5 protein-coding genes are annotated in these 5,679 nt (G+C 51.1%); all 5 read right to left on the reverse strand.

All coding sequences use genetic code 11. From position 1 onward, the window contains the following. Positions 1 to 182: 182 nt before the first annotated feature. A complete protein-coding gene (locus ABF979_RS16135; protein WP_415560712.1) occupies positions 183 to 1,340 on the reverse strand; it encodes an aldo/keto reductase in 1,158 nt (385 codons plus the stop codon). A 241-nt stretch (positions 1,341 to 1,581) separates the two neighbouring features. Beyond that, on the reverse strand, positions 1,582 to 1,782 hold the full coding sequence (locus ABF979_RS16140; RefSeq protein ID WP_415560713.1) for a hypothetical protein: 201 nt from the start codon (positions 1,780 to 1,782) through the stop codon (positions 1,582 to 1,584). A gap of 370 nt (positions 1,783 to 2,152) precedes the next feature. After that, on the reverse strand, positions 2,153 to 3,142 hold the full coding sequence (locus tag ABF979_RS16145; protein ID WP_415560714.1) for a transporter: 990 nt from the start codon (positions 3,140 to 3,142) through the stop codon (positions 2,153 to 2,155). Positions 3,143 to 3,172: 30 nt separating this feature from the next. Beyond that, positions 3,173 to 4,276: an asparaginase gene (locus ABF979_RS16150; protein WP_415560715.1), complete on the reverse strand. Its 1,104-nt coding sequence runs from the start codon at positions 4,274 to 4,276 to the stop codon at positions 3,173 to 3,175. Positions 4,277 to 4,374: 98 nt separating this feature from the next. Beyond that, the coding region (locus ABF979_RS16155) for a bifunctional aspartate transaminase/aspartate 4-decarboxylase (RefSeq protein WP_415560716.1) at positions 4,375 to 5,679 on the reverse strand (1,305 nt) is incomplete at its 5' end.

Raw genomic sequence — 5,679 nt, forward strand, 5'->3', positions numbered from 1 at the left:
ATAGAAATACAGTGAACAAAATCGTTAGTAATCAATAATTTTGACAAATTACAATTCAATATTGGTTTATTCTCTTTCGAGTATTTCTAAAACAAATGATATTCTCCTAAATAAAAGATCTAATCCTCTTTCCATGCCTTAGAAAAAAGCGATACCAAACGCTCTACCTGCCCAGTTTGTATTTACACTGGAGCAGGAACAGGTGCAGTCTGCGCAATTAGATTTTTCTTCCTGAGTTCATCCCAAAAAGCCGTCGGAATCGAGACTTCCATGGATTTCGCATTGGCCTGCATCTGGGCAGCATTACGCGCTCCCGGAATGACGGCTGCGACTGTCGGATGAGCGGCTGCGAACTGAAGTGCTGCCGTACGAAGGTCAATTCCGTGCTTCTTGGCTATAACTTCCATCGCCGCCCGCTTACGCCCCATCCCGGATGGAATAGTGCCGCCGTAATCATAGCGATTGCGTCCGGCAGCATAACCTGCATTCAAAGGCGCGCCGATAACGGCCGAAATGCCACGGGGGGCAAGCGCAGGCAAAGTATGCGTCAGAGCTTCGTCATGCCGTAGAATGGAATATTGCGTTGCCAGAAGGACAATATCCGGGTCCCCGATCTCAAGGGTTCGCAGGACAGCCTGAGGCGTATTAACCCCGAGCCCCCACCCCTTGATGAGACCTTCCTCCCGCATTCTGGTCAGCGTCGGAATGGCACCTTTGGCAGCTTGATCGAAATAAGTCGTCCAACGTTGTCCCATATCCTTGTTTTCTGGCGACAGGTCATGAATGTAGACTATATCAAGCCGGGAAATTCCCAGTCTCTGAAGGCTGTCCTCGATTGACCGTCGAACGCCATCTGCCGTGTAGTCATAGCGGTAGGCGAAAGGAGACGGATCATGCCACATCGTGCCATTAGGCGGCTGTGGAGCGGCGGTCAGCAATCGGCCAACCTTGGTGGACAGAACAAATTCATCCCGTGGCCGCGTGTGCAAAAAATGGCCAAACCGACGCTCACTCAAGCCCAGACCATACCAAGGCGACGTATCAAAATAGCGTATCCCTAAAGCCCAGGCCGCTTCCAACGTGGCTTCAGCATCTTCATCCGTACCAGCGGCAAAGCCATTTCCAATCGGGACCCCACCAAGTCCAATGCGCGTCGGAGGACGAAACCGCTGGCCCGTCTGCGTTACATTCACTGGGAGCGTATCACGCACAATGTCACCGATAGTCGGGGTAACATCTCCAGCATGCTGTGCGTCCTGGGTCTGTCCGCTTCGGGGCATCAGCGCGGCTGCGCCTCCCAAAGCCGAAAGGGCGAGAAGATTGCGGCGGGTGGCTGTCATCGCGTCCTCACATGAGATGGATGTGGCTTTTAATGCCTGTAATCTGTTGAAGTTCGAAACTTTCCGGAGCTACTGAAGGAAGGTCACGCTATTGTGTCGTCGCCCTCCGACTTATCTCTCAGGAAACTGCAATCCTGCCGTGCCAAAGAGAGCACTTCCCTATCCACTTTGTACGGAGAGTTCTACGGTCTGCGCCCCGCTCCTTAGTTCACGTTGACAAAAGACCTGATCCCCAAAAAGCCTAGCGGCGATGATTGAACATCCGTTCGATGCCGTTGCGATCTCGGTAACGCCGCCAGTCTATTCTCTGCGGCGCACTTTGCCCTTTGCGTGATAGAATGTCCGGCACGATACCATGCTGCGGCAGATCCCGACGGAAACTGTCGTTATCATACACCCAATCAGCCAGCATGGCCCCGGAATTTGAAACCGGCAGTTCCATCCGGGCACATATGCCTTTGTAGTCTGAGACCTACCGCCCCTGTGAGGGTAAAGCCGAGAGGGCATCCCAGACGCTCTGTTCAACCCACCGGAAACCGAACATAAACCGAATTCCACTTGCCGTGGGACTCATGCACTCCTCCTCCCAGACAGTCTGTGTGCACGACACGCAGCATACCGTTGAAAACAGGCAGTTATCTCCGCTTGGACGCCCCCTACCTTGGCGCCCGGAGGCAGAAAAGGCTCAATCATCAACCATTCCAGATCTATCAGATTACCTCGTGTCATACCTGCTCTCTTTGTCCTTATATAACACAAGCAGAAAGTGAATCAGGTATCGGAATATTGTATAGATCTTTTGTCAACTTGAGCTAGAACATGGCGTTAAGTGCAAATTGCGGGGAGACTTGGATATTTTTATTGTGACCAGAAAAATAAGACACTGCCCCCGCAATTATGCCCCAGTTTGCATTCCAGTTGTATTCAAAAGCCGGAGCAATTTGCCAATCTGTGTTAGCAGATCCCATTTTACTGACATAAGTTCCGTTACTATCGTGCCCACGCAAGACTGAACCATTCGACCAATCTCGCGCAAGATCCATGACCAAGACCCACTTCTGGGTCAAGCCATACTCCAACGAAAACCCGCTTTGTCCACTCATTCCCGGCCTGCCACGCCCCCGGAAACCATAGGCCGTGCCATAACTTGTTTCATCGGTCAGTGTGGCCGAAGTAACTGCCCGCCGAAACCAGTTCCATGCTCGTACACGTAATTCATGATGACCCGGCAGCGTATAAGTAGACTGCGCAGTTAAGGCGAAGCGAAAAACATAAGCGCCACTCCCTACCCCATCCTGAATATCGTGTAGTTTTTTGTAGTCACCTGTAGGAAAAATCATTCCTGCAAAGAGGTTAAGGGCAGGAATGTAACGTCTTGGGTCGGGCCTTACCAAACGATAGATCAGATCAACAGGGACATCACCTGTTTTGGGGCCATGAGAATGGCCGTCAGCATGTTTCCACCCGTAATCAACGATTGTATGAATCTGAATACTGAAGTCTTGAGAGATTCCGTATTTCCAGAGAGTGGAGTTTGAAAACATACGCTGTAAGGGGTGAGACGCTGGTAGCGTTCGCCCGTGTGGACCAAAGCTTCCTAAAGGCTGGCTGTAAGAATAGTAGGGTTCGACATTCAAAACTCCTTCGCGTGTTGTGCCAGACGGGGAAACAAGTGAACCTGTATACCATTGACCGGCATGTGCAGATGAAAAACCACCTGCAAATACCAGAAAGCAAAAAACTGCTTTTTTAACAGACAATTCTTCATCCACACGCAATAAATTCTTAAGGCGTGCCCTCATTTAATTACTCGTTATACAAAATTTCCGTACTCAAAGCCCGGCGTTGAAGATGGGTTGAATATCTTCTGATGTGTTTTTTCCATTCGCCAGAAGCAGCTGAAGAAGTATTCGCGCCTTTTGTGGGTTCAGGTCCATAGAAGCCACAAAACCGTAGCGGTCATCGTCAACTTCTACATTACGGTTTACAAAACCACTGCCAACACGAGTAGAGCGCACGACAACTATGCCGGCCTTCGTAGCTCGTTCCATGCCAGCCAAGGCATCACTCGAAACATTGCCGTCCCCCATCCCTGCAATCACGATGCCGCGTGCGCCATGCCTGACGGCATCGTCGATCTGCTGCGCATCCATATCTGCATGGGCATATACAATCTGTACGAGAGGCAATTTGTGATCTCTCGGAAGAGCAAGATGATGCTCAGGCTTTACCGGAGTAATAAAACGCACGCTTGCCGGATCAACATATCCAACAAGATCAAGATTAGGCGAACGAAATGTCTGAAGAGACGTCGTATGCATTTTGCTCACACCACGTGCCGACTGCACTTCGTCATTCAAAACCACTAGCACACCCCGCCCGCGGGCCTGCGGATCGACCGCTACTTTCACAGCTTCATACATATTTGCCGGGCCATCAGCACTAATAGCTGTGCTGGGCCTCATAGCGCCGGTCAAAATAACGGGCCGCGCATCTCCAATCACGGTCCCCAGAAAGAAAGCAGTCTCCTCCATTGTGTCAGTGCCGTGAGTGATCACAACAGCATCGGCTTCGTTATTAGAGAACGCCTTCTGAATACGCTCGGCAATTTTGAACCAGACTTTGCTGTTCATGTTCTGGGATGCAATGTTGGAGATCTGCTCTACCTGCAAGTGCGCTAGTTTTTCGACCCCCGGCACACCAGCAATCAACTGCTCTCCCGTTACAACGCCGGCGTCGTATCCAATGGCGGACCGAGGGGCGGCCTTTCCGGATATCGTGCCACCAGTCGCCAATACGAGCACGCGCGGTAACGCTATCTGTTGATGAATCATCTCATGAGGAGCGCTTGAGGCTTCTGTGTGAGAAAAAGCAGGCATAATCGAAGCTACTCCCAGAGTTGCAGCAAAAAGAGGCAGGGCACGCCTAGAAAACATAGGGAATACTTTTCCGGCACGGGAAGAGAAAGGGCTGCCCTCTCTTCCCGTGATTAAAAACAGCATCAGCATCCTTGAAGGGAGCCCTGTAGTTTTGATTATTCCTGAGTTTTCACGAATTCGCCGTGATATTCCTCAACCATCTTTCGCAATGAACGACCAATCGCCGCGTACTGGAATTCATTGAGATTTGCGAGAGAGGCGCGTGCCGATGGACGTGTAGCGCCAAACCCGGTGCCTGGCAGCAGAACAATGCCTGTCTCATCCGCAATCCGGAACAGGATCTCACCTGTGCTGGAACGTTTGAGCATCCACTGGGCAAAGTTGTCGCCGTACAGGGTGCGGCAGACGTCTTCCAGATCAATCAGAGTATAGTAATCAACTGCATTCGCGTCCTCTGCTGGCGCTACTCCCAATTCCTGATAAAGCGCGGCTTCCCGACGGCGGATGACGCTCTTGAGCGTCGCTTTATAACGACCTTCGTGATCCATCAGCGCAAACAATGAGAAAAGTACCATCTGAACTTGCTGGGGGGTCGAAAGTCCAGCCGTATGGTTCAGTGCCACAGCACGGCTATCCGCCACTAGTCGATCAATAAACTTCAAGCTTGCGGCATCTGTTGTCAGGCTGGAATAGCGTTTTACCAGTGCATTTTTTGCCTCTTCCGGAAGCTGTGCCAATCGCGCATCAATAGCATTCTCCTTATGCATGCCGATTACCCCCAGACGCCAACCTGTTGCTCCGAAGTATTTTGAGAAAGAGTAAACCAGGATCGTATTTTGCGGACAAATTGCGTAAAGCGACCGGAAGCCATCAGCAAACGTGCCATAAACGTCATCAGTCAAGATCATCAGATCCGGGCGTTCTTTAACAATGGATGCAATCTTCTCCAGCGCCGCATCGTTCATCTTGACAGATGGGGGATTGCTGGGGTTCACACAGAAAAAGATTTTTACCGCCGGATCGCGCAGCTTTTCCAGTTCACCTTCCGGATACTGCCAATTCAGAGCTGGATCGGCCTGCACTGGCACAACTTCAAGGCCATATTCTTCAAGCTGTGGAATTTCGATATAGGGAGAAAAGATGGGCATGCCGATAGCCACCTTGTCTCCCTTTTTGATGAGACTGTTCTGCTTGAGGGAATTGAACACGTAGGCCATGGCCGCCGTGCCACCCTCGGTCGCAAAAAAATCTGTGGAATCCAGTGCGACACTTCCACCCACCATTTCACGCAGCACGTATTGCGCAACAATTTTTTCGCTCAGGGTCAGCATGCGTGGCGGGGTCGGGTAGTAACACCCCAGAATACCTTCCACCATTTCGACAAGGAATGTAGCAGGAGGGAGCCCAGAGGTGGTCCCCATTTTTCGGACAGGGCGATAAGCTATCATCTGGCCTGAACG

The organism is Gluconobacter sp., from assembly GCF_047723935.1.
Classification (GTDB): domain Bacteria; phylum Pseudomonadota; class Alphaproteobacteria; order Acetobacterales; family Acetobacteraceae; genus Gluconobacter.